At 72.1% G+C, this 283-nt stretch carries 1 pseudogene; it reads left to right on the top strand.

Annotated features, from left to right (window positions below):
- Nucleotides 1-219 (top strand): annotated as a pseudogene (locus MKK67_RS03185) (hypothetical protein); the annotation flags it as partial.
- Between the last annotated feature and the right edge of the window lie 64 nt (nucleotides 220-283).

Raw genomic sequence — 283 nt, 5'->3', positions numbered from 1 at the left:
AACACCATGGGCGGCGAGGACACGTTCTTCTTCCACGCCCTGCTGCGCGCCGGGCACAAGATCGCCTGGGCGCCGGACGCGATCGTGTACGACAGCATCCCGGCCCACCGGATGCGGGTCCGCTGGCTTCTGGCTCGCTGGCCGCGCTGGGCGGGGTGTCCTGGCGGGTGTCGAGACGCCCGTGCGCGAGCATGGTCGGCGAGGCCTCGTTCGCGGTGACGTGCCACAGCAAGCGCGCCCGCGTCCCGGTTCCCGATGCCCGTTCTCACCGTGCCGATCCCGG

This window comes from Methylobacterium sp. J-072, from assembly GCF_022829425.1.
Classification (GTDB): domain Bacteria; phylum Pseudomonadota; class Alphaproteobacteria; order Rhizobiales; family Beijerinckiaceae; genus Methylobacterium.
The sequence above is the reverse complement of the archived record's forward strand: the minus strand, read 5'-3'. Positions and strand labels throughout refer to the sequence as shown.